At 70.5% G+C, this 21,536-nt stretch carries 18 protein-coding genes and 1 tRNA gene; 14 read left to right on the forward strand and 5 right to left on the reverse strand.

Annotated elements, in window-relative coordinates; translation table 11 throughout:
* Nucleotides 1–5 precede the first annotated feature (5 nt).
* Both H9634_RS09550 and H9634_RS09555 read left to right on the forward strand, forming a co-directional pair.
* A complete protein-coding gene (locus tag H9634_RS09550; RefSeq protein WP_191726437.1) occupies nt 6–1,085 on the forward strand; it encodes a LacI family DNA-binding transcriptional regulator in 1,080 nt (359 codons plus the stop codon).
* Nucleotides 1,085–2,128 (forward strand): substrate-binding domain-containing protein, encoded by a 1,044-nt coding sequence (locus tag H9634_RS09555; protein ID WP_191726438.1) that lies wholly within the window; start codon nt 1,085–1,087, stop codon nt 2,126–2,128. The genes H9634_RS09550 and H9634_RS09555 overlap by 1 nt, the downstream gene beginning before the upstream one ends.
* A 99-nt stretch (nt 2,129–2,227) precedes the next feature.
* On the opposite strand, the gene H9634_RS09560 is transcribed toward H9634_RS09555, so the two are convergent.
* Complete coding sequence (locus tag H9634_RS09560) at nt 2,228–4,651, reverse strand: trehalose-6-phosphate synthase (RefSeq protein ID WP_318245062.1); 2,424 nt, start codon at nt 4,649–4,651, stop codon at nt 2,228–2,230.
* Between the two features lie 62 nt (nt 4,652–4,713).
* Here H9634_RS09560 and H9634_RS09565 point away from each other — a divergent pair, with 62 nt between their 5' ends.
* From H9634_RS09565 to H9634_RS09580, 4 genes are all read left to right on the forward strand, one after another.
* On the forward strand, nt 4,714–6,735 hold the full coding sequence (locus tag H9634_RS09565) for a serine/threonine-protein kinase (protein ID WP_191726439.1): 2,022 nt from the start codon (nt 4,714–4,716) through the stop codon (nt 6,733–6,735).
* 138 nt (nt 6,736–6,873) lie between these two features.
* A complete protein-coding gene (locus H9634_RS09570) occupies nt 6,874–7,755 on the forward strand; it encodes a DsbA family protein (protein ID WP_175293870.1) in 882 nt (293 codons plus the stop codon).
* A gap of 199 nt (nt 7,756–7,954) precedes the next feature.
* A tRNA-Thr gene (locus H9634_RS09575) sits at nt 7,955–8,027 on the forward strand.
* 83 nt (nt 8,028–8,110) lie between these two features.
* Nucleotides 8,111–8,446, forward strand: a complete 336-nt coding sequence (locus H9634_RS09580; RefSeq protein WP_191726440.1) for a TfoX/Sxy family protein — start codon at nt 8,111–8,113, stop codon at nt 8,444–8,446.
* Between the two features lie 178 nt (nt 8,447–8,624).
* On the opposite strand, the gene H9634_RS09585 is transcribed toward H9634_RS09580, so the two are convergent.
* Complete coding sequence (locus H9634_RS09585) at nt 8,625–9,995, reverse strand: PTS transporter subunit EIIC (RefSeq protein ID WP_191726441.1); 1,371 nt, start codon at nt 9,993–9,995, stop codon at nt 8,625–8,627.
* Between the two features lie 145 nt (nt 9,996–10,140).
* Between H9634_RS09585 and H9634_RS09590 the strand changes: the two genes are divergently transcribed.
* Nucleotides 10,141–10,410 (forward strand): PTS glucose/sucrose transporter subunit IIB, encoded by a 270-nt coding sequence (locus H9634_RS09590; RefSeq protein ID WP_318245069.1) that lies wholly within the window; start codon nt 10,141–10,143, stop codon nt 10,408–10,410.
* Between the two features lie 66 nt (nt 10,411–10,476).
* On the opposite strand, the gene ptsP is transcribed toward H9634_RS09590, so the two are convergent.
* Nucleotides 10,477–12,597 (reverse strand): phosphoenolpyruvate--protein phosphotransferase, encoded by a 2,121-nt coding sequence (gene ptsP, locus H9634_RS09595; protein WP_191726443.1) that lies wholly within the window; start codon nt 12,595–12,597, stop codon nt 10,477–10,479.
* Nucleotides 12,598–12,806: 209 nt separating this feature from the next.
* Between ptsP and H9634_RS09600 the strand changes: the two genes are divergently transcribed.
* The 7 genes from H9634_RS09600 to H9634_RS09630 are packed head-to-tail and all read left to right on the forward strand — an operon-like array spanning nt 12,807 to nt 19,397.
* On the forward strand, nt 12,807–13,745 hold the full coding sequence (locus tag H9634_RS09600; protein ID WP_191726444.1) for a MurR/RpiR family transcriptional regulator: 939 nt from the start codon (nt 12,807–12,809) through the stop codon (nt 13,743–13,745).
* The gene (murQ, locus tag H9634_RS09605; protein ID WP_191726445.1) at nt 13,742–14,734 is read left to right on the forward strand and encodes an N-acetylmuramic acid 6-phosphate etherase; all 993 of its coding nucleotides are present in this window, start codon (nt 13,742–13,744) and stop codon (nt 14,732–14,734) included. Before H9634_RS09600 ends, murQ begins: the two co-directional genes overlap by 4 nt.
* Nucleotides 14,731–16,278 carry a PTS transporter subunit EIIC gene (locus H9634_RS09610; RefSeq protein ID WP_191726446.1) on the forward strand — a complete coding sequence of 516 codons (1,548 nt, stop codon included), beginning with the start codon at nt 14,731–14,733 and terminating at the stop codon, nt 16,276–16,278. The genes murQ and H9634_RS09610 overlap by 4 nt, the downstream gene beginning before the upstream one ends.
* Nucleotides 16,275–16,727 carry a PTS sugar transporter subunit IIA gene (locus H9634_RS09615; RefSeq protein ID WP_191726447.1) on the forward strand — a complete coding sequence of 151 codons (453 nt, stop codon included), beginning with the start codon at nt 16,275–16,277 and terminating at the stop codon, nt 16,725–16,727. The genes H9634_RS09610 and H9634_RS09615 overlap by 4 nt, the downstream gene beginning before the upstream one ends.
* Nucleotides 16,724–17,965, forward strand: coding sequence for an N-acetylglucosamine-6-phosphate deacetylase (nagA, locus tag H9634_RS09620; protein WP_191726448.1), 1,242 nt, complete (start codon nt 16,724–16,726; stop codon nt 17,963–17,965). The genes H9634_RS09615 and nagA overlap by 4 nt, the downstream gene beginning before the upstream one ends.
* Nucleotides 17,965–18,750 (forward strand): glucosamine-6-phosphate deaminase, encoded by a 786-nt coding sequence (locus tag H9634_RS09625; RefSeq protein ID WP_191726449.1) that lies wholly within the window; start codon nt 17,965–17,967, stop codon nt 18,748–18,750. Before nagA ends, H9634_RS09625 begins: the two co-directional genes overlap by 1 nt.
* Complete coding sequence (locus H9634_RS09630; protein ID WP_191726450.1) at nt 18,750–19,397, forward strand: HAD-IA family hydrolase; 648 nt, start codon at nt 18,750–18,752, stop codon at nt 19,395–19,397. The genes H9634_RS09625 and H9634_RS09630 overlap by 1 nt, the downstream gene beginning before the upstream one ends.
* A gap of 136 nt (nt 19,398–19,533) precedes the next feature.
* On the opposite strand, the gene H9634_RS09635 is transcribed toward H9634_RS09630, so the two are convergent.
* Together H9634_RS09635 and H9634_RS09640 are read right to left on the reverse strand one after the other, a co-directional pair.
* Nucleotides 19,534–20,655 (reverse strand): pirin family protein, encoded by a 1,122-nt coding sequence (locus H9634_RS09635; RefSeq protein WP_191726451.1) that lies wholly within the window; start codon nt 20,653–20,655, stop codon nt 19,534–19,536.
* A gap of 154 nt (nt 20,656–20,809) precedes the next feature.
* Nucleotides 20,810–21,349, reverse strand: a complete 540-nt coding sequence (locus H9634_RS09640; RefSeq protein ID WP_191726452.1) for a YceI family protein — start codon at nt 21,347–21,349, stop codon at nt 20,810–20,812.
* Nucleotides 21,350–21,536: the final 187 nt, after the last annotated feature.

Genomic DNA, 21,536 nt, shown 5'->3' on the forward strand with positions numbered 1-21,536 from the left:
GCGCTATGAGAGTTCGGCTGGAGGATGTCGCCGAGGCGGCGGGCGTGTCGGTCACGACGGTCTCGCGGGTGCTCGGCGGCCGCGGCACCGTCGCCGCGGCGACCCGCACCCGGGTGCTCGACGCCGTGCGGGACCTCGGCTACGACCGCTCGACCCTGCTGCACCGTCAGGCGGCCCGGCTTGTGGCCGTGTGCGCACCGGCCCAGCCGGAGCACTGGCAGATCGAGGTGTGCCGCTCGCTGTCGATGCAGCTCCAGGACGCCGGCATCATCGCCGCCACTCCGTTCCTCGATGAGGACATCGCCGAGGTCCGCGCCTGCATCGACGCCGGCGCCGCGCTTGTCGTCACACCGACCTTCACCCCGCTCGACGTCGACGTCCCGGTCGTCCGCTTCGCCGAGGCGACCGCCGCCTGGCCCACCGCGACCGCCGGGCCCGAGGTGAGCCCCGCCTCGGGCACGGGCAGCGCCGGTTCCGCCTCGGGCACGGGCAGGGCGGGTCCCGAGGCAGGAGCCGGCCGGGCTGTCGACGCTGAGCGGATCGCCGCCAGGGTCGACCTGTCCGGTGGGATGAGCCTGGCGTTCGAGCACCTGCATGCGCTCGGCCACCGACGCATCGGCCTGGTGTGCAACGACTCCGGTGCGCTGGCAGAGCAGCTGAAGAACCGGTTCCGGCGCGAGCATCCGATGCGCGATGTCACCGACCGGCTCGATGAGTGGATCGCCGCCGTCCCGAAGTCCCATTCCGGCGGCATCGCAGCAGCCACCCAGCTGCGCGACGCCACCTGCACGGCTGTCATCGTCCAATCCGCTCTGCAGCTGCACGGCGTCTTCGCCGCCGTCCGCCGCCGGCGCCTGGCGATCCCGCGCGACCTGTCCGTGGTGGGGTTCGGGGACTTCTCGACGATGCGCTACACGAACCCGCCGGCCACCGTGCTCCGGTTGGACAATCAGGCGCTGGCCGAGGCGCTCGCCGCAGGGGTGCGCAGCGTGCTCGGCCTGCCCGGTCGGCAGCTCGCCTCGGTCCCGCCGACGCTGCGCCCGAGGCTCCTGGCCCGCCAGTCGACTGCGGCGGCGAGGACCTGATGCGCTCGGACATCTCGCTCAAGCAGATCGCCGCGGCCTCCGGGCTGTCGGTCTCCACGGTCTCCCGGGTGCTCAGAGAGCAGCCCGGCACCTCAGCAGCCGCCCGCCGTGCCGTCGCCGTGGCACTCGGCACGCTCGGGGTGCGGCACGGGGAGGAGGCGGCCCGGACCGGCACTGTCATCGCCGTCGTGCACGCCGCCCCGCTCGCCGGTGACGTCGACCCGTTCGAAAGCCTCTACCTGGAGATCGTCGAGCGGATCTTCGCCCTCGGCTGGGTGGCCGTGCGCATCCAGACCGGCCCGGATCTCGCCTCGGCCGCCGAGGTGCTCGAGTCCTTCGGCGTCGCCGGCGCGGTGGTGCTCGGCGGCGGTTCGGCCGGTCCCGAGGCGCAGCGGCTCGCCGCCCACGGGGTGCCGGTCATCCGCGTCTCCAACGCCCGGCACGCAGGCTTCGCCCAGCTCGTCCTCGACTCCGGGGAGGGCATCCGCACCGCAGTCCGCCACCTCATCCACCTCGGTCACCGGCGCATCGGGCTCGTCGTGCCTGAGGACTCGGCGGCCTCCACCCGGGTGAGTGCGTTTCGGCGGGCGATGGCCGATGTGCTGCACATCCCCGCCACCCGCGACCAGGCTCCCGTCGTGGTCGCCGGGCCGGGGATCCTCGCCGGTTCGCAGGCCGCCGATGATCTGCTGGAGGCGCAGTGCTCGGCAGCGATCAGCTGCGCCCCGGCGATCACCTTCGGATTCCTCGAATCGACCCGCCGGCTGCGCCTGGCGGTGCCGCAGGACTTCTCGCTGCTGACGGTCGGGGACATGCCCGACGCCGAGGTGATCCACCCGCCGATGTCACAGGTGACCTTCGACTGGGCCGCCCTGGCCGAGGCTGCGCTGCGCGAACTCGAACGGCTCATGCGCGCCAGCGCCGATGGGGCAGGAGCTGCTGGGCCCGGGGCCGGCAGCGGGCGTACACCCCGGCTGCCGGACTACCGCGTCAGCCCCGAACTCGTGCTCCGGGCCTCCGAACGGGCCATCGGCCGGCGCTGAGTCTCCTGGCATCGAGCGCGCCGCGGCTGCGCATCGCAACGCCGCAGCTGCGCATCGCGCCGCCCGGCCCGTCCTTCAGCGTCCTGCGCGGGTCTCCGCTCAGCGGCCGGCGCGGGCGGCGGCGAGCCGGCCGAGGAACACGGCGACGTCATCGGGGGACTGGAGGCGCACCTCGGCGGCGGTGCCGGCGGGCCCGACCTTGATCGACAGCCGCGGGAAGTCCTCCGGGTAGGTGCGCAGCTTCTTGAAGGCATCCTCATCCGTGCGGTCATCGCCGATGTAGAGCGCGGCAGTCGCACCGGTCTGGCGGATCATCCGCTCGAGTCCGTTGCCCTTGGTCTGGTGGCGCAGCGCGAACTCGAACATCTCGTGCCCGGTGAGGAACCGCAGCTGGCCCAGCCGCTTGGCCAGCGCCTCGAGCTCGGTGGCATAGAAGGCGGTGCGGTTATCGGAGCATCCGCGGGTATGGAAGGTCCGCCCGAGCGGCTTGCGCTCGATGCGCAGCAGCCCGTGGCCCTCCTCCGGGGTGCGGGTGCGGATGTCGGTGAAGGCGGCATCGAGCTCATCGAGCAGCGCCTGCTCATCATTGCTCGGCCCGCTCGCGTAGGTGCCCGCGGCCGGATTGCCGCCGGAGCGGCGGCCGTCGACAGCACCGATGTCCTCACCGCCGATCGCACTGAAATCGCTCTCCACCCCATGCGAGCCGATGAAGATCGCGCCCTCGGGTGCGTTCGACAGCTGCTTGAGCACCGAGAGGTTGCGCCCGGAGATGTAGCCGACCACCGTGTTCGGATCAGCAGCCAGCGCCTCGGCCGCGGCAGCCGAGGCCGGCAGCGGCGCGGCGTCCATCGGATTGTCGACCAGCGGGGCGATGACCCCGTCGAAGTCGAGGCCGACGAGCAGCCGGTCGGCCGCTGCCAGTGCGGTGATGTCGATGTCCTCCGGGGAGGAGTACCCGGGTGCGGAATCCGGCTGGGCATCGGCGTCGGTCGGGTGCTGGTCGGTGCGCATGAGGGCTGCCGCCTCGGCCTGGCCGGCCCGGTCGGTCTGCTGGAGGCGGGTGAGGAACGCATCGGACCAGGCGCGCACGTCCTCCTCGGCGAGGCTTTCGCGCATGGCGCGCATGCGGGCGCGCTTCTCACCTGGATCCATCGTCACCGCTGCGGCGATGCGGGACTTGAGCCCGGAGATGTCATGCGGATTCACCATCACCGCCTGGGTCAGCTGTTCGGCAGCACCGGCGAACTCGGAGAGCACGAGCACTCCGTCGTCATCGGTCTGGCAGGCGACGTACTCCTTGGCCACCAGATTCATGCCATCGCGCAGGGCGGTCACGAGCATGACGTCGGCGGCGATGTAGAGCGCGGTCATCTCATCGCGCGGATAGGAGTGGTGGAAGTAGTGGATGACCGGATGCCCCATCCCGGAGTACTCGCCGTTGATCCGGCCGACCGCCAGCTCCACATCGGTGCGGATCTGCTGATACTGGTCGATGCGCTCACGGCTCGGGGTCGCGATCTGCACCAGAGTCACCGTGCCCGGATCGAGCACACCGTCGTTGAACAGCTCGCCGTAGGCCTTGAGCCGGTGGCGGATGCCCTTGGTGTAGTCCATCCGGTCGACACCGAGCAGGATCGTCTCCGGGTTGCCGAGCTCGGCGCGGATCTCCTTGGCCCGGGCGCAGATCTGCGGGTCGCGGGCGAGCTGGGCCAGATGCTCGGTGTCGATCGAGATCGGAAACGCACTGGCCTCGGCGGTGCGCGTGATCGTCGTCGTATCGCCCAGCTCGCTGGCCGGGTCCTCCGCCGCCGGGATCTTCACGAGGTTGCCCGAGCTCGGCAGGCCCAGGCAGATGCGCACGGCACGGCGGAAGTTCTGGGCATCGGCCGGACGCTGGAAGCCGATGAGGTCGGCGCCGAGCAGGCCGCGCAGGATCTGCGCGCGCCACGGCAGCTGCGCGAAGATCTCCCACGGCGGGAACGGGATGTGGTTGAAGAAGCCGATCCGCACGTCCGGGCGCATGCCGCGCAGCAGATAGGGCACCAGCTGCAGCTGATAGTCGTGCACCCACACCGTCGCCCCTTCCGAGGCGGTGCGCGCCACCGCCTCGGCGAAGCGCCGGTTGACCGTCCGGTAGCTGTTCCACCAGGTGCGGTGGAACTCCGGGGGCACGATCACGTCGTGGTACAGCGGCCACAGCGTGGCATTGGAGAAGCCTTCGTAGTAGCGGCGGACTTCCTCCGAGCTCAGCGGCACCGGCACGAGGTGCATGCCGTCGATGTCGAACGGATCGAATTCCTCATCGGCCACTCCGGCCCAGCCGATCCAGGCACCCTTGTGGGTCTGCATGACCGGGGCGACGCCGGTGACCAAACCACCAGGTGAGGTGCGCCAGGACGGCGTCTCACCCGAGGTGTCGCGGTCCACCGGGAGCCGGTTGGCCACGACGATGAAGTCGGCCCCGTCCTCCGGCGGAGCCACCAGGGTTGAACGAGCTTCCAAAGGGGCGGAGGTGTGAATCACGTTACTCCTATCAGCACTCGATCCTCATGAGAAACTCTACCGCCTCAGCTAACCTGGGTTGAGTGGCAGTACAGGAACTCGGCGGCTATCGGCTGCTGAATGAACTCGGTTCCGGCGGCATGGGCGTCGTCCACCTCGGGGTGGATGCTGAGAACAACCCGGTCGCCGTCAAAGTGCTGCACGCGCACATCGCCAACGACGAGACCGCCCGCAAGCGGCTCGCCCGCGAGGTGCGGACACTGAGGCGGATCAAGCATCCGCGGATCGCAGCGGTCCTCGACGCCGAACTTGAGACCGCCCAGCCGTTCATCATCACCGAGTTCGTCGACGGGCAGACGCTGTCCGACGATGTGCGCGACAACGGCCCGTTCGCCGAAGACGAGCTCGTCCACTTCGGCCATGCGCTGCTCGATGCGCTCAACGCCGTGCACGAAGCAGGCGTCATCCACCGTGACCTCAAGCCTGCCAACGTCATGATCATGGACGGTGAGCCGATGGTCATCGACTTTGGCATCGCCCAGGCCGCCGACGAGGTCAAGGTCACCGCCACCGGCCTCGTCATGGGCACCCCGGGCTATCTCAGCCCCGAGATCGCCGACGGCCGCGAAGCCAGCGAGAAGACCGACTGGTGGGGGTGGGCGGCGACGATGGCGTTCGCGGCCACCGGCCGCAACCCGTACGGCTCCGGCCCGCTCGAGGCGGTGCTCGGACGCGTGGCCACCGGCCGGTACAACCTCGAAGGGGCACCGGAGCTGTTCGTGCCGCTGCTGCAGGCCTGCCTCGACCCCAAACCCGAGCGGCGGCCATCGGGAGCCATGATCCTCGACGCCCTCGTCGACATCGAATCCGGGCAGCTGCCGGCATTCGGCAGCCCCCGCCATGCAGCCGGACCCGGCCGCGGCGACACCGGCGGCACCCGGGTCGACCTGCCCGCCGTCGGCGCGGCAGGAGCCGCCGCTGCCGCTGCCGCAGCCGGGGCAGCCCATGACCCGCTGGCCCCGCCGACCGGCCCGATGGGCCGCACCGGACCCGGTGGCGCCTACCAGCTCGGCGGCGAGCCCGGCGGCATGGAGGGCTTCCAGGCCGGCGGCTTCGCCGGCCACCGCCCCGACCAGCACGGGGTGCCCCGCCACGGCAACGCCCCCGGCGGCCGCCCGCAGCCGGTTCAGCCCTCACCCGGCACACCCGGCGGCAGCGTCTACGGGGGAGCAGCCCCCTACGGCAGCCAGCCCGGCCACATGCAGGGCAGCCAGCCGGCCGGATCCGGCCCAGCCCACGCCTCGGGGCCGGCACATGCCTCGGGCCCGGCACACGCCTCGGGCCCGGCACACGCCGCCGTCGGCTCACCGCCGGCCTACGGCCCGCTCGGCATCGACCCGCGCCCCCAGCCGCACCAGCAGGTCGAGCCCTACCAGCACGCCGGTGCCCCGGTGCCGGCCGAACAGCCCTGGCAGCCCCAGCAGCTGCGCCCGCCCGGCCCGCCGCGCCCGCAGCGCCTCGGCGGGGCCTGGCCGCTGCTCATGCTCAACCTGCTGGCCGTCACGCTCGTAGCGCTCGGGCCGATCATCATGCTCATCGCCTCCTACCTGTGGCAGGTCGCCGCCCGCACCACCGGATCGATGGCGCAGGTGCGCAACTGGCGGCAGTTCAACGACGGTCCCTCCGGCGTGTCAGTGTGGTCCTCGATCGCCAGCCTGCCCGGCGCGCTGTTCCGGTCGCTGTTCACCTCGCTGTTCTCGATGATCCTGCCGGCCATCGCCTTCGTTGCCGTCGCGGTGCTCATGCGCCTCGACATCGCCGGGATCATCCCCTCAGGCCGGTCCTTCGAATGGACCCTGTGGGCAGCTGGGCTGTCCTATGCGCTCGTGCTGTGGTTCGGGCCGGGCTCGGCGAACCTGCGCGTCGGCTCTCGGGCTGCACTCACCTCGATCGCCCGCAACCGCACCGGCGAATGGATCATGTTCGGGGTGCTCGCGCTGCTGTTCGTCATGGCTATCAGCGTCATCCTCTCCACCGCAGGCGTCACCTGGTGGCCGCTGACCTTCAACCCACTCGAGCTCATCCCGCGCGCCTCTGAACTTTAAGACCCAGCCACCGCCTCGGGAGCGGATGCCCTGAAGAACGGCTGAACCCCGTAGGATGGCCGAGGATCTAAGATAGCCCTCGAACCAGTAAGCCCCTGCGCCGAAGCCCGCGCAGCGACCGACATCACGTGAGGAAACATGGCGAAGAACTCATCGGCCGCCGACCGCCGACAGGCAGCGCGCGAGAAGGCCCGGCAGATCGCAGAGAACGACGCACGGCGGGAGAAGAAGGCCAAGACGATCCTCTTCACCTCGGTCGGCATCGTCGTCGTCGCCTTCATCACCGTCGTCGGCTTCCTCATCTTCCAGAGCCTGCAGCCGGTGGCCGGCCCACGCAACTACGCCCAGGGCACGATGACCGTGGCCAAGGACGGCGACGAGCTCAAGGCCTACACCGCACCCGGCATCGAGGACCCCGGCGAGAATCCGCCGCCGCCGATCGCTGAGTCCCCGCTCGGCTCCGACGCCGCCGTGGTGACCGTCTACTTCGACTTCCAGTGCCCGGCCTGCAAGGCCTTCGAGGACACCCACGGCAAAACGCTGAACAAACTCGTCGAGGACGGCAAGATCGCCCTGCAGTACGCGCCGGTCGCGTTCCTCGACAACGCCTCAGGCGGCAACAAGTTCTCCACCCGCTCCGCCAACGCCGCAGCCTGCGTCGCCGACTCCGGCCAGGTGCAGGGATACTCGGACTTCGTCATGGCGATGTTCGCCCAGCAGCCGCAGGAGGGCGCCGAGGGCATGGAGGACGACCAGATCATCTCGATCGCTGAGGAAGCCGGCGTCGACGTCAGCGCAGCCGTGGCTCCCGAGGACTCCGACGCTTCGGACGTGCGCAGCTGCATCACCGAACAGGCCTTCGCGAAGTCCGTGGAGAAGGAGACGCAGGCTGCGTTCGACGACCGCGGACTCTCCGGCACCCCGCGCGTGCTCATCAACGGCCAGGAGACGCAGTCGTGGAGCGAACAGGATCCGCAGAAGTTCCCGCTTGAGGTGCTGCGCGCCGCCGGCGGCAACTGATCACCCGATAGCCTCAGCTGGCAGACGCCCGCCAGGTCACGGATTCCGCAGGCCACGGATTCCGTGCCCGGTGGGCGTCAGTCGTCAGTGGGTGCGTCTCTGCGTGCTGGTGCCGAGACGAACGGGGTGCGGAAGCGGGCGTGCGTGGCGGACGGCAGGCCGATGTTCTACACTGTCTTAGGCTCACTGCGGTGAGCACGCCTCCTTAGCTCAGTTGGTAGAGCACCGCTCTTGTAAAGCGAAGGTCGTCAGTTCGAGTCTGACAGGGGGCTCTTCTCATACCCAGACGCACCGTCTGTTCCTCCGCTGACCGCATCTCTGCTGGCCCTCCTTCCACGCTCGAACGGAGCCCCTCATGACCCCGGAACAGGAATCACTCGTCGAACGGCTGAGGCACCTGCTCACAGACCAACCCGTGCTGCGCGAGGTCTCGATGTTCGGCGGCCGGTCCTTCATGGTCAACGAGAAGCTGGCCGTCAGCGCGCTCAAGTCCGGCGGCCTGCTGGTGCGGGTGGATGCGGCGCAGCACGCAGAGCTTCTCACTCGGCCCGGCGCCCGCCGAGCCACTATGGGGGCTGATCGCGAAATGGGGCCCGGCTGGATCGAAGTCGATGCCGCCGCAGTCGAGGACGACGAGGGCCTGGCCGCGTGGCTGGATGTCGCGCTGCGGCACAACCGCGAAGTGAACTGAAGGTCCCTGCAGGCGCGCATACCGCGCTGTCCTCGCCCTGGGCCGAAAGAGTTTGCAAAGTTGTTCACGGTTTCCAATGCCGAAACCGTGAACAACTTTGCAAACTTTTCTTCAGCAGCCCTGGGGAGCCGCTTTGTGGAGCCGCTCTATCGAGCAGCTCTGTGGAGCAGCTCAGGCCCTACTGCCTGCCTTCCTTCTCTGCCCGTGTCTTGCCGGTGGACTCGGCGGCGGCCTCCTGCGCCTCATCGAAGACCGACGGCGCGCCCTCACCGGCGTCGCCCTCCTCTTCACGGCCGGGCGTGTGGAGGTTGAACTTCACGATCGCCCACCGGAACAGGAAGTAGTACACCGCCGCATAACCCAGGCCGATGACGATGAGCAGCAGCACCGGCAGGAACCCGCCGGAGAGCTCCGCGGCCCGGCCCATGTTGAGCAGATAGTCGATCGCCCCGGCGGAGAACCCGAACCCGGATTTGATGCCCAGCGCATTCACCAGCGCCAGCGAGGTGCCGGTGAGCACCGCGTGCACGGCGTAGAGCGGGAACGCGACGTAGGCGAAGGCGTACTCCAGCGGCTCGGTGATGCCGGTGATGAAGGCGGTCAGCGCCACCGAGATCATGATGCCGCCGACGAGCTTGCGGCGGGACTTGTGCGCGGTGTGGTAGATCGCCAGCGCGGCTGCCGGCAGCGCGAACATCATGATCGGGAAGAACCCGGTCATGAACGAGCCGGTCCAGTCGGCAGTCCCGTCGACGCCGTTGAAGAAGCAGGTGATGTCACCGTGCATCGTCTGGCCGTCGGCGTTCGTGCACGATCCCAGCTGGAACCACGGCAGGTTGTTGAGCAGATGGTGCAGGCCGAAGGGGATCAGCAGCCGGTTGATGGTGCCGAAGATGAAGCCGGTGGCCGGGTTCGAGCCGTGCTCCATGAGGAATCCGCCCACGCCCTTGTTGATGAGCACATCGAAGAGCGGGTAGATGATCGCCATGATGACACCGGTGATCATCGCCGCGACAGCGGTGATGATCGGCACGAAGCGCCGCCCGCCGAAGAACCCGAGGTAAGTCGGCAGCTTGATGCGGTAGTAGCGCTGGTACAGCACCGCCGCGACGATGCCGACGATGATGCCGGCGAGCACGCCGTAGTTGATGACGTTCTCGCCGTCGCCGCCCGGGGCGCCGAACGTCGGGGCGAGGGCCGTGAATACGTTGTCGAGCACCAGGAAGCCGACGACGGCGGCCAGCGCGGTCGACCCGTCGGCCTTCTTCGCGAAGCCGATCGCCACACCGACGGCGAAGATGAGCGCCAGGTTGTCGAACAGCGCCCCGCCGGCGGCTGCGAGCACATCGGCGACCGGCTGCAGCCAAGAGGCGAACTGCGCCAGGCCGTCGGCGCCGAGCATGTCCGGCTGGCCGAAGCGCAGCAGCAGCGCGGCCGCTGGGAGCACGGCGATGGGCATCATGAGGGAGCGGCCGACGCGCTGGAGCTGCGCGAAACCGGGAATGTGGCGCTTCTTCTTGCCTGCGCCGGAGGCTGTTGCGGTAGACATCGCTGTCCTTCCCTTCGAGGTGAGCGCCCGCCTGGTGCGGCAGAACGCGGGTGGTGCGAACCGGTGGGTCTCAGCTGCGCGGATGCGCCGCCGGTGACGTCAACGGTCGTAGACTGAAACACACGAGGCCCGGGGCGGGGACCGCATCGGGGCACCCACACCTACGACAGAGGAGTCACAGATGGACAAGGCAGAGCAGATCGTCGCCGGCCTCGGCGGGGCGGACAACATCGAGGACATCGAGGCCTGCATCACCCGCCTGCGCGTCGAGGTCGAGGACGGCAGCCAGGTCGATGAGGGCGCGCTCAAGGCCGCCGGTGCGTTCGGTGTGGTCGCCCAGGGCGAGATCGTCCAGGTCGTCGTCGGCCCGGAGGCCGACATCCTCGTCGACGACATCAAGGACCTGCTTCCCTGATCACTGTCTGTTCCCCATGACAGTCTGTTCCCTTCCGTGAGCCGGCGCTGAGATCTCAGCGCCGGCTCATGCGTCTCCGGTGGCTGCGGCCTCGACGGCGTCGACCGCCTCGGCTGCGGCCGGGCCGGTGGCGTGGACCTCGATCGTGTCGCCGGGATCGGCGCCGAGTGCCATCATCTCCATGACGCTGCCGCCGTCAGCGGTGCTGCCGCTGCCGGCGTGTGTGATCTGCACGCGTGCGTCGAGTGCCTTGAGCGCCTTGGCCAGCACGGCGGCCGGCCGGGCGTGCAGGCCGGTCGGGGCGGTCACCTCGATGGTGCGGCGCACCTCGGCCTCCTCCGCGCCCGAGGCGGCGGTAGCCTGGGCTGCTTCCGCTCCCGAGGCGGTGGGGGCCTGGGCTGCTTCCGTGCCCGTGGCGGCGGGAGCCTCGGCATCGGCGCTGCTGCCTGCGGCTTCACTGTCTGCGGTTCCGCTGTCGGTGACTGCGGCGGGTGCGGCGACGGCGGCGGTGACGACCGAACCGTCAAGCGCTGCTGCGGCAGCTGCCCGGGCCTCGGCGAGCGTGACCTCGGACAGCTGCGCGGCAACCCGGCCAAGTGCCGGGGCCGACATCGACAATGATGTGACACCGAGTCCGGCGAGGATGACGGCCAGGCGCGGGTCAGCTGCGGCCTCCCCGCACACGCCCACGGTGCGCTGAGCGCCATCGTCAGCCTGCGCCTCGGCCTGCTCGGCACCGCGGACGGTCGCACCGATGAGGCTGAGGACAGCCGGGTGGGCGGCGGACTGCAGCCCGCCGTAGTCGGGCAGCTCACGGTCGAAGGCCAAGGTGTACTGGGTCAGGTCGTTCGTGCCGATCGACGCGAAGGCCACCGGCGCCAGCGTCGCGCCGGCGCACAGCGCGGCAGCCGGGGTCTCGACCATGATCCCGGCGCTCTGCAGCCCGGCATCGGCGACAAGCTCGGCGAACCGAGCCGCCTCCTCAGCCGTCGTGATCATCGGGGTCATCACCTTCACCTCGGCCTCGGAATGCTCCGCGGCCTGGGCGATCGCCTGCAGCTGGCGCTCCAGCACCTCAGGGGCGAAGGAGTGGGTGCGGAACCCGCGCATCCCCAGCGCGGGATTCGGTTCGCTCACCTGGCTGCCGGCAGCGCTGCGCTGGGCATCGCTGCGCTGGGCGGCGGTGATGAAGGGCATCGGCTTGTCCGAACCGGCATCGAGGGTGCGGATGACGACCGGCTGGTGGGGGAAGCGGGCGAAGATCGCGGCGTAGACTTCGGCCTGCTCCTCGACGCTGGGCTCATCGGCCCGGTCGAGGAAGAGGAACTCGGTGCGCAGCAGCCCAACCCCCTCCGCGCCGGCCTGCGCTGCTGCCTCGGCGTCGGCGGCTGAGCCGATGTTGGCCAGCAGCTGCACCCGGTGACCGCAGGCGAGCGCGCCGCGACCGGAGAAGGCGCTCGCCTCGGCACGGCTGGCCTGCCATTGGGCCGCCCGGTCCTTCTCCTCGTCGCCTGGGTCGGTGGTGATGATTCCGGCCGTGCCGTCGACGAAGACCTCGGTGCCGGCCGCCAGCTCGGTGATCGCCGGGTCTGTGCCGACGACGGCGGGGATGCCGAGGGCGCGGGCGAGGATCGCCGAATGGGACTGCGGGCCGCCCTGGACGGTGACCAGCGCGAGGACGAGAGCCGTGTCGAGGTCAGCGGTGTCGGCAGGGGAGAGTGATGCGGCGACGAGCACGAACGGCTCATCAGGGGAGTCCAGGCTGCTCTCTTCGCCGCGCAGGCTGGCGATGATCCGGTCGCGGACATCGGCGACATCGACAGCCCGCTCCCCGAGGTAGCCGCCGAGGCGCTCGAGCCGCTCGCGCAGCTGCCCGGCGGCCACCCAGGCGGCGCGCTCGGCGGTGAGATCCTCATCGCGGATGAGGGCGGCGGCCGCCGTGGCCAGGGCCGGGTCGGAGGCCATCTGGGCGGTGGCCGAGAGGATCTCGGCGGCCTCCCCGGAGGCGCTGGCGGCGGCGGTCTCCAACGCTGCGGCGACGGTGCCGGCGGCCTCGGTGAAGCGGGTGACCTCAGCGGCGGGATCGGACCCGGATGGCCGCTTCGCAGCCGGTGGTTCGGCGATGCTGCGATCGACGTGATGGACCGGCCCGAGGGCGCAGCCCTCACTGGCTCCGATGCCTCGCATATGTCTGTCTCCCTCTGCTCTCGCATTCGATTGTGCGCTCGCGTCTGCTTCTGCTCTCGCGCCCGATTCTGCTCTCGCATCCGCCGTACGCGCCTGTTGGCCGCCCCGCTCATCCCACAGACCGCCAAGCCCGCTGCAGCGGGAGCCGAGCCGATCGGATGGCGCTGTGACCTTTGACACAGCATAGGGCAGGTGGAAAACTTCAGTCTATGTCCAAGTCTGTGGAGAAAAACTCCTCAACATCGGGTCGGGCCCAGCCGCCGGCCCCAGAGGCGCTGCTGGCGCGCCTGCGCTCGCTCGTGCCGACCCTCAGCCGCGGCCCGGCACAGGTGGGCCGGGCAGTGCTCGCCAACCCGCAGGCCATTGTGCCGATGACGATGGGCCAGCTGGCCGCCCACACCGAGACGAGCGACGCCTCGGTCACCCGGCTCGCCCAGGCAATCGGCTGCTCAGGCTACCGGGAGTTCCGCGCCCTGCTCGCCGCCTCGACCGCGGTGCAGACCGCCGTCACGGCAACGCCGGGCACCGGACAGCTGCCGGCTGACATCGAACTCGACGACGCACCAGCCGAGGTCGTCGCCAAGCTGCTGGCCGAAGAGCAGCAGGCGCTGGCAGACTCCGCAGCCGCCCTCGACATCGCCGCCCTGACCGCAGCCGCCGAGGCGATCTGCGCGGCCCGGCGCGTCGTCATCGCCGGCATCGGCGCCTCGGGCATCGTCGCCCGGGACCTCTCAGCCAAGCTCGAGCGCATCCGCATCATCAGCCAGCCGATCACCGAGGGACACTATGCGCTCACCCTCGCTGCCGTCATGGAACCGGCCGATCTGCTCATCGCCATCAGCGCCTCCGGTGAGACCGCCGACATCCTCGAACCCCTCGACGCCGCTCGGGAATCCGGCATCCCCACCGTGGCGATCACCGTGCGGCCGCGCTCGCGCATCACCGCAGCCGATCACGTCCTCATCGGCGTCGCTGCCCGGGAGAGCGACATGCGGCCTGCCGCCATGAGCTCACGCACCGGACAGCTGTTCATCGTCGACTCGCTCTTCGCACTCGTCTACCAGCGCCGCGCCGACCAGGCCGGTGCCGCCGTCACCACCTCCCACCAGATGCTCGCCCCGCGCCGAGCGCGAAAGGACCCCTCATGACCGACAGCACCACCCCGGCATCCCCGGCCGACCTCCCGTCCACCTCGGCGGTTGGTTCGACGTCCACGGCGACGGCCGCCTCGACGACCGAGGCGATCGACTCCCGGTTCGCGCACATCGACACCCTGTCGACGATCGAACTGGCCGGGGTGATGAACAACGAAGACGCCCGCGTCGCCCCATCCGTCGGCGCGCATCTGGCCAAGATCGCCTGCGCCGTCGACGGGATCACCGAGCGGATGCGCCGCGGCGGCCGGCTCATCTACGTCGGCGCCGGCACCGCCGGGCGGCTCGGCGTGCTCGACGCCTCCGAATGCCCGCCGACCTTCAGCACCGACCCGAGCCTCGTCATCGGTCTCATCGCCGGGGGCAGGGATGCGCTCATCACCGCCGTCGAAGGCGCCGAAGACGACACCGCCCGCGGCCGGGCCGACATCGCCGCCCAAGCCGTCGGACCCGATGACGCCGTCGTCGGCATCGCCGCCTCCGGCGCAACCCCATACACCGTCGCCGCCGTCACCGCCGCCCGCGAGGCCGGCGCATTCACCGCAGGCATCTCCTGCAACGCAGACTCCGCACTCGGTGCCGCCGCCGAGGTGCCGATCGAGGTCGTCGTCGGCCCCGAGCTCATCGCCGGCTCCACCCGGCTCAAAGCCGGCACCGCCCAGAAGCTCGTGCTCAACATGCTCTCGACGATGACGATGATCCGGCTCGGCAAGACCTACGGCAACCTCATGGTCGACGTCGACGCCACCAACCACAAGCTCACCACCCGCGTGAAACGCATCGTCACCGAAGCCACCGGCGCCGATCCACGCACCGTCACCGCCGCCGTCGAGGCCTCCGGCGGGAAGGCCAAGACCGCGATCCTCATGATCCTCTCAGGCCTCGACGCCACCGCCGCCGAGGCAGCACTGACCGTCGCCGGCGGCGTGCTGCGCACAGCCCTCACCACCCACACCCCGACGCCTCCGAAGGAGCAGTCATGACCGCATCCCCGCAGACCATCGCCCACCAGGTGCTCGCACACCTCGGCGGCGCCGGCAACGTCGCCTCCGTCGAGAACTGCATCACCCGCCTGCGCCTGCCCGTGGCTGACCAGGACCTCGTCGACACCGCCGGCCTCAAAGCCGTCGACGGTGTGCTCGGCGTCGTCGAGGACCAGACGATGCAGGTGATCCTCGGACCCGGCCTCGTCGACGAGGTCGCCGACGCAATCGAGCGGACCCTCGCCTCCGGCGCGGACAGCGCCCCGGCGACTCACGCCTCGGGGACGGACAGCGCCCCGGCAACCGGTGCCTCGGGAGCGGATGCCGCAGGCACCGGTGGAGCCGATACGGCCGACCGGCTGCAGCAGCGCGGGGCGGACATGAAGGCCGCGCAGAAGCAGCGCAACCGCACCCCGGTCAAGGCGTTCCTCAGGCGGGTGGCCAACATCTTCCTGCCGCTCATTCCCGCCCTCATCGCCTGCGGCATCATCGCCGGGTTCAACGGCCTGCTCACCAACCTCGTGCAGAACGGCACCTGGACGTGGGCGGCTGGGCTGACCCCGATCCTCACCGCGATCGCCAGCGGCTTCATGAGCCTCATCGCGGTGTTCGTCGGCATGAACGCAGCCAAGGAGTTCGGCGGCACCCCGATCATCGGCGGTGCGGTCGCAGCGATCATCCCATTCGCCGGGGTTGCCGATGTCACGATCTTCGGCACTGAGCTCGCTCCCGGCCAAGGCGGTGTCATCGGCGCGCTGCTGGCCGCCGTGCTCGCCGCCTACGTCGAACGCTGGGCCCGCACCTGGGCGCCGCGCTCGCTGAGCATGCTCATCGTGCCGACGTTCACGGTCCTCGTCGTCGGCGTGCTCACCCTGTTCCCGCTCATGACGGTGGCCGGCTGGATCGCCGAGGGCATCGGCGTGCTCGCCAACCAGCTGCTGCAGGTCGGCGGCGGCATCGCCGGATTCGTCCTCGCCGGGCTGTTCCTGCCGCTGGTGATGTTCGGGCTGCACCAGGCCCTCATCCCCATCCACGCCACCCTCATCGAACAGGCCGGCTTCACCGTGCTGCTGCCGATCCTCGCCATGGCCGGCGGCGGCCAGGTCGGTGCGGCCGTGGCCGTGTTCCTCAAGGTCAAGGACGCGAGCATGCGCCGGACCATCAAATCCGCGCTGCCGGCCGGCGTGCTCGGCGTCGGCGAGCCCCTCATCTACGGCGTCACCCTGCCACTGGGCCGGCCATTCATCACCGCATGTGTCGGCGGTGCCTTCGGCGGGGCGTTCATCGGCGTGTTCAACCAGCTGGGCACCACCGTCGGCTCGACGGCGATCGGCCCGAGCGGCTGGGCGCTGTTCCCGCTCACCACCGGCAATGAGGGGATCGGCGCAGCCGTGGCGATCTACGGATTCGGTCTGCTCGTGGCCTATGTGGCAGGCTTTCTGGCAACGTACTTCTTCGGATTCTCGAAGCAGGCGCTGGCCGAACTCAACGACCCGCACACCGACGCCGCCATCGCCGACTCACAGCAGGGAGCAGCGCAATGACCACCACCATCACCGCCCCGATCACCGGCACCGTCGTCGCCCTCGCCGAGGTGCCCGACCCCGTCTTCGCCGAGGAGATCGTCGGCCCCGGTACCGCCATCGATCCCGGCCAGGCGCAGTCGCTGACCGCCGTCGCCCCGGCCGCCGGGACGCTGTCGAGCCTCAAACCGCACGCCTTCGTCATTTCCACCGCAGACGGCCGCGGCATCCTCGTCCACCTCGGCATCGACACCGTCGAACTCTCCGGCGCCGGATTCGAGCTGCTCGCCGAGGCCGGAGCCGAGGTGGCTGCCGGTGACGCGCTCATCAGCTGGGACACCGCCCCGGCCCGGGAGGCCGGCAAGTCGCTCATCGTCCCGGTCATCGTCCTCGAAGCCGAATCCGGCGACCTCAAGATCACCCCCGCCGCCGAGGTCGCAGCCGGCGAGGGACTCATCGAACTGGCATGAGCGCACCCGGCGAGGCCCCACCGGCAGCAGGTCCCGGGACCGAGGCGACGCTGCTCATCGGCGACGTCCGCCTCGTCGATGCCCACCGCGACACCCCCGCCGGCTGGGTGCTGGCCGGGCCCGCGGGGATCCTCGACGTCGGTGCCGGGCCCGCGCCCGAGGTGCCGGCCGGCTGCCAGCAGATCGCCGGGGCCGGCAGGATGCTCACCCCCGGGCTCATCGACATGCACTCCCACGGAGGAGGCGGCGGGTCCTTCGACGGTGATGCCGAGCAGATCCGCACCGCGCTGAGCGCCACCGCCACCCACGGGGTGACGCGTTCGATGCTCAGCCTCGTGACCGGTTCGGCACCGGACACCGCGGCAGCACTCGCATCGATCGCCGCGCTGGCCAACAGCACAGCAGACCCGGCAGCCCCGGAAGGTCCGGCGGCTGCCGGTGCCGGGATCATCGGCGTGCACCTGGAGGGGCCGTGCATCAGCCCGCACAAGGCCGGCGCCCACGACCCGGCGCTCATGCAGACGCCGAGCACGCAGCTCATCGACCGCTTCGCCGAGGCCGGCGACGGCTGGCTGCGCTACATCACCATCGCCCCGGAGCTGCCCGGTGCACTCACCGCGATCCAGCACGCCGCAGACCGCGGCATCCGGATGGGCGTCGGGCACACCATCGCCGACTACGCCACCACCCGCGCGGCCTTCGACGCCGGAGCGACGATCCTCACCCACGCCTTCAACGCCATGCCCGGCATCCACCACCGCGACCCCGGCCCACTCATCGCCGCCCTCGACGACGACCGGGTCACCATCGAGCTGATCCTCGACGGCGTGCACGTCGTCGAACCGGTCGCAGCGCACCTGTGGCGGTCCTGCCCCGGACGCCTGGCGCTCATCACCGACGCGATGTCAGCCGCCGGATTCGGCGACGGCTCCTACCGCCTCGGCGGGCTCGCCGTCACCGTCGCCGGCGGGGTCGCCCGCCTGACCGGCACCGATACGATCGCCGGCTCCACGCTCACTCTCGACGCTGCGCTGCGCCGGGCGGCACACCTCGGGGTCGGACTGCAGGAAGCCGTCGGTGCGGCCACCCACGTCCCGGCGGCCAGCCTCGGGCTCGGCGACAGGCACGGGCTGCTTGCGCCGGGACAGTCGGCTGACTTCGTACTATGGGATGACGACATGCACATTGCCGGCGTCTGGCGCGACGGCTGCCAGCTCAGCAGGGGAGAGATCCGATAATGCAGATTGTGACCGCCGAGGACAGTGCCTCCCTCATCTGCCAGGCCGCCGACCAGATCGAGGCGCTCGTGTCTGCGAACCCCGAGGCGGTCATCGGGATCGCGACCGGCTCGACGCCCGAACCGCTGTACGCCGAACTCACCGCCCGCGCCGGCCGCGGTCTCGACCTCAGCTGGCTGCGCATCACCTGCCTCGATGAGTACATCGGCCTGCCGGCCCAGCATCCGCAGAGCTACCGCCACTACATCGCCGAGCAGATCCTCACCCCCTGGGGCATCGACCCGGCCCACACGGTGCTGCCGGAAGGCGACGCCGCTGACCCGCACGCCGCAGCCGCGGCCTTCGAGGACGGGATCCGCCGGCTTGGGGGCGTCGATATGCAGATCCTGGGCATCGGACCCAACGGCCACATCGCATTCAACGAGCCCGGCTCGGCCCTCGACTCCCGCACCCGGGTCGTCGAGCTGACCGCCGATACCCGGCAGGCGAACTCCCGGTTCTTCGAGCGCCTCGACGAGGTGCCCCGCCAGGCGCTGACACAGGGCATCGGCACGATCCTCGAATCCCGTGCCGCGATCATGCTCGCCTTCGGCGCAGGCAAGGCCGAGGCGGTGGCGGCGATGATCGACGGTCCCGTCGACCCCGCCGTGCCCGCCAGCGCGCTGCAGCGCCACCCGAACGCCACCGCCTACCTCGACACCGCCGCGGCAGCCGGCTCTTCGGCTGCCAGCGCCACCGGCGCCTCGGGCGCGGACTCGTCAGACGACGCCGCGGAGCGACGCTGATGCTGCTGCGCTGCGAGGCGATCCTCTTCGACATCGACGGCACGCTCGTCGATTCGACCGCCTCGGTTGAACGCGTCTGGCGGGCCTGGGCGCCTGAGTACGGCCTCGATGCCGACACGATCCTGCGCACCAGCCACGGCAGGCGCAGCCAGGACGTCGTGCCCGACTATCTGCCGGCCGCGCAGGTGCCTGCCGCGCTGCGCCGGCTCGGTGAGATCGAGGTCGGCGACACCGATGGCGTCGTGGCGCTGCCGGCCGTGGCCGAGGTGCTGGCCGGCCTGCCGGCTGCGCGCTGGGCTGCCGTGACCTCGGGGGAGCGCCATGTCATGGTGCCGCGGCTGCAGCGGGCCGGGCTGCCGGTGCCCGAGGTGCTCGTCACCGCCGATGACGTCTCCTCCGGCAAACCCGATCCGGAGGGCTACCTCGCGGCAGCACGCGCGCTCGGGGTCGATCCTGCGCGCTGTCTGGTCGTCGAGGACGCCCCTGCCGGCATCGCCGCGGGCCAGGCGGCTGGTGCTCAGGTGCTGGCGGTCGGCACCTCGCATCCGCGTGCAGAGCTCACCGCCGCCGAGGCGGTGGTCGCCGATCTGACCGGCTGCCGGTTCACCGTCGGTCAGGCGGGCATCGAGGTCGAGATCACCGGCTGAACCTGACCAGGCGCAGCCTGGCAGGAGCCGGTCGCTCTCGCCGCAGAGCGTACCCGCCGCATGGGGGGGACCCAGTTGGGCAGGGGTTTCCCCGTGCGGAGGCTCAGCCGCGTGGGGTCTTGAGCCGCACGGAATCTCAGCCGCGTGGGCGCAGGCGGGCGTTGGGCAGGCGCGGGGCCGGCAGCGGGTCGGGGGTGTCGGCCGGGAACGGCCCGAAGTCCATGTCAGCGGGCACCGCAGCATCTGACTGGTCCGCGCGGCCGGTGTCCGATGCGCCAGCCTCACCGGTGTGCGCGGGGCTCTCCTCGCGGCCGATCTCTGCCTGCCATTCCTGCCGGAAGGCGATGATCTCGTCATGGCTGCGGCCGACGAAGTTCCACCACATGACGATCTGCTCACCCAGCGGCGGACCGCCGATGAGCACGGCGCGCACCGGCTCATCACCGCGGGCAGTGACGGTCAGGCGCGTGGCACCGGGCGGGATGTAGGCCAGTTCGCGGGCAACCACCCGGCGCGCGGTCTCCTGCTCGCCCGCCTCAGATGCCGCCTCCCCGGCACCAGCGGACTCGACTGCCGCCTCGGCGCCGGTCGCGCAGATCTCAGCGTCACCGGTGTCGATGAGCACGCCGTGCTCGCTGTCGGGGTCGAGCTCCAGCTCCAGCGTCGCACCCGGTTCGACATCGAGCTGCGCGGCGACTGCCGGCGTGCGGGTCTCCACCGGTGAGGTCAGGCCCGCGCAGCTGCCCAGGAACGTCGAGACCCGGCCGCCGGGCACAGTGGCGGAGTCGGCGACATGATGCTGGGAGCCCGGCGTGCCGAAGCGCTGTGCACTCGGCAGCGCGTACCACAGCTGCACGCCGTGCAGGATCCGCTCCTCGGGCCGGGAGAACTCCGAATGCGAGATCCCGGAGCCGGCGATCATGAGGTTGACCTCGCCGGGGCGCACGGTGTTGGCGAAGCCGGAGGAGTCGATGTGCTCGATCTCCCCGGCGAAGAGCAGCGTCACCGTCGCCAGGCCGGTGTGCGGGTGCCGGGGCACGGCCATCCCGCCGGTGGCGGTGACGTCATCGGGGCCGAAGTGATCGGCGAAGCACCACGGTCCGATGAGCGAGCGGCTGCGCTGCGGCAGGGTGCGGTGGACGGTCATCGCCCGCGGCCCGCCGAGCGGCACCGCCCGGGCGCCGAGGATCTCGACGCCGCAGGCCTCCTCGGCGCCGGTGCAGATGTGCTCACGCGGGTCGGTCTCTGTATTGCTCATCTCAATCCTCTCCGGGCCACCGGCATCCGTGCGCCAGTCGTGTGCTCTCAGTGTAGGGAGACAGCACGGCCCTGGAACAGGGTCTGCTCCAGGGCCGTGGCAGTCATGTGCGCGGTGCGCGCCGGAAGCGCCGGGCGCCGCGCATGGGCGGGCTTCAGTCCTCGCTGCGGACGAAGGCGGCGTCGATCGAGATCGTCACCTTGTCGCTGACGAGCACGCCGCCGGCCTCCAGGGCGGCATTCCACGTGATGCCGAAGTCCTTGCGCGAGATCTGGGTCGTGGCCTCGAAACCAGCGCGGGTGGCGCCGAACGGATCGACAGCCGCACCGCCGAACTCGACGTCGAAGGTGACCGGGCGGGTGGTGCCCTTGATCGTCAGGTCGCCGGTGAGCGTGAACTCCTCTTCGGTGCCCTCGATGCCGGTGGAGACGAAGGTCATCTGCGGGTGCTGGGCGGCGTCGAAGAAGTCCTCGCCGGTGACGTGGGCGTCGCGGTTCTCATCGCCGGAGTCGAACGAGGCGACCTGCACGGCGGCCTCGACGCGGGAGTCGGCGATCGAGTCGCCGACGGTCAGGGTGGCGTCGGCGTCGTTGAAGCTGCCGCGCACCTTGCTGATGCCAGCGTGGCGGACGGTGAAGCCGATGAGCGTGTGCGACATGTCGAGCTTCCAGATGCCAGGGGTCAGAGTCGTCATAATGCTCCTTCATGTGGTTCGGGTTCGGACCGCCGGCAGGTGACCGGCTGAACATGCTCCACTGTACGCACCTATAGTTTAACTTTCAACTAGATGTGCTGTGAGGTGCGCAACACCGCCGGCGCACTGGGATACCCTGAGGCAGTCACCGCACCCGTGCGAGCGCAGCTCAGCAGAAGGAGGCCAG

It is taken from the genome of Brevibacterium gallinarum, assembly GCF_014836885.1.
GTDB classification, from domain to species: Bacteria; Actinomycetota; Actinomycetes; order Actinomycetales; family Brevibacteriaceae; genus Brevibacterium; species Brevibacterium gallinarum.

Bases quoted from the DNA above. Each gene is read 5' to 3' on its own strand.
- H9634_RS09610 (WP_191726446.1), top strand. From the start codon at position 14,731: ATGACCGCATCCCCGCAGACCATCGCCCACCAGGTGCTCGCACACCTC.
- nagA (WP_191726448.1), top strand. From the start codon at position 16,724: ATGAGCGCACCCGGCGAGGCCCCACCGGCAGCAGGTCCCGGGACCGAG.
- H9634_RS09640 (WP_191726452.1), bottom strand. From the start codon at position 21,349: ATGACGACTCTGACCCCTGGCATCTGGAAGCTCGACATGTCGCACACG.
- ptsP (WP_191726443.1), bottom strand. From the start codon at position 12,597: ATGCGAGGCATCGGAGCCAGTGAGGGCTGCGCCCTCGGGCCGGTCCAT.
- H9634_RS09630 (WP_191726450.1), top strand. From the start codon at position 18,750: ATGCTGCTGCGCTGCGAGGCGATCCTCTTCGACATCGACGGCACGCTC.
- H9634_RS09600 (WP_191726444.1), top strand. From the start codon at position 12,807: ATGTCCAAGTCTGTGGAGAAAAACTCCTCAACATCGGGTCGGGCCCAG.
- H9634_RS09555 (WP_191726438.1), top strand. From the start codon at position 1,085: ATGCGCTCGGACATCTCGCTCAAGCAGATCGCCGCGGCCTCCGGGCTG.
- murQ (WP_191726445.1), top strand. From the start codon at position 13,742: ATGACCGACAGCACCACCCCGGCATCCCCGGCCGACCTCCCGTCCACC.
- H9634_RS09615 (WP_191726447.1), top strand. From the start codon at position 16,275: ATGACCACCACCATCACCGCCCCGATCACCGGCACCGTCGTCGCCCTC.
- H9634_RS09585 (WP_191726441.1), bottom strand. From the start codon at position 9,995: ATGTCTACCGCAACAGCCTCCGGCGCAGGCAAGAAGAAGCGCCACATT.
- H9634_RS09580 (WP_191726440.1), top strand. From the start codon at position 8,111: ATGACCCCGGAACAGGAATCACTCGTCGAACGGCTGAGGCACCTGCTC.
- H9634_RS09570 (WP_175293870.1), top strand. From the start codon at position 6,874: ATGGCGAAGAACTCATCGGCCGCCGACCGCCGACAGGCAGCGCGCGAG.
- H9634_RS09635 (WP_191726451.1), bottom strand. From the start codon at position 20,655: ATGAGCAATACAGAGACCGACCCGCGTGAGCACATCTGCACCGGCGCC.
- H9634_RS09625 (WP_191726449.1), top strand. From the start codon at position 17,965: ATGCAGATTGTGACCGCCGAGGACAGTGCCTCCCTCATCTGCCAGGCC.
- H9634_RS09550 (WP_191726437.1), top strand. From the start codon at position 6: ATGAGAGTTCGGCTGGAGGATGTCGCCGAGGCGGCGGGCGTGTCGGTC.